At 45.3% G+C, this 1,412-nt stretch carries 1 protein-coding gene; it reads right to left on the reverse strand.

What is annotated here, in order from left to right:
- Positions 1-250: 250 nt before the first annotated feature.
- Positions 251-1,412 (reverse strand): amidohydrolase family protein (locus F6K51_RS37200; RefSeq protein ID WP_365940651.1); only part of this gene is annotated, 1,162 nt, incomplete at its 5' end.

Consider the following 1,412-nt stretch of genomic DNA (forward strand, 5'->3'; position numbering starts at 1 on the left):
CTTGGACGCTCTTCCGATCTTTCCTCTTGTTCAGTTTCAGTAAGGGGTTCAAGGGTAAGTAGTGGTGCAAATAAGCCGTTGTACAGGGGTTTAATCCCTAGCAAATGGTGAACATCCTTCAGGGAGAGTTTACGGGCTTGTAAGGTTGTCATTTTTGATTGTTTATGCCGTATAAGCTGATCAATAAAGCGGGTATCGCCATTTTTATGATAAGCTTTAATCTAACAAGTTTAAAATGACTAATAACTCTTCACCCCAAACCATAAAAACGCATAGGATTATCCCACAGGATCTTTTGCACTATCTTCTGAGATAGCTTGTCCTGAAGTCCTACCATTTCTTCAATAATCTTGGGATTGTGGTCTATGTGAGGGTAGTCAGAACCAAAGATCAAGTTATCAGAACCGATGTACTTGATAATATCAGCTAGATAAGGCTCATCTGGCTCAATGGCAATGAAGCACTGGCGACGGAAATACTCTGAAGGCTTCATCTTTACATGGTCTTTCACCTCCCAGGCCAGTTGATCGTACTCTTCATCTAGCCGCCACAGCCAGTAGGGAAGCCAACCGCAACCGGACTCAAGAAACGCTACTCTGAGATTGGGGTGACGCTCTAATACTCCCCCTTCGATCAGTGCCAACATTGCCATCATCTGTTCCATGGGATGAGAGCAAGCATGCATGGCAAAACGGGTATTAAATCGATCTGATCCAGTGGTCGGTAATCGAGCATGGCTACCCTCATGAATGCCAACTGCTATGCCCAGCCTCTCACACTCCGTCCAAAATGCCTCATAGGCCGGGTCACTGAGCAGTCGTCCTTTAACCGGATTTGGCCGGACAAAGACAGCTTTCCAGCCAAACTCTGCGATCCGATGTAATTCCGACACCATGTTGCTGGGGTCGTGTAGACTAATCGCTCCTACTCCTTTCAATAGTTGCGGGTCATAGCTGCAAAAGTCTCGTAACCAATTGTTGTAGGCACGGGTGAGTGCTGCTGCCAGTGGCGGATCCATAGTATCGATCGCCAACATCCACAATCCTGTAGTTGGATACAGAAAGGAAATATCCACACCCATCTGCTTCATGGCCTTGACCTGAGATTCTGGGCCAGAGCCTAGGTTTTTATTATAGGTAGCCTTGTTCCGGATTGCTACCTTAATTCCTTCAGCCCAGACAGCATCGGATATCTTATTATAAATTGTCTCACCTTCCACTCTCATATACTTAGTTGGAGGGGAAAAGATATCAATTTTCACAACCCCATCCTTTTGGGAGGGTTGATCTCGATAGGGTGCATGATTTTTAAATGCAGGTTCCAGGTACTTCTCCCACATATCTATCGGTTCATTCACATGGCCATCGGCATCAATAATTTGATAGTCTTTCAGCATTGTTTTTCTATTGAAG

The sequence above is a fragment of the Moorena sp. SIO3I8 genome, from assembly GCF_010692325.1.
Lineage (GTDB): Bacteria > Cyanobacteriota > Cyanobacteriia > Cyanobacteriales > Coleofasciculaceae > Moorena.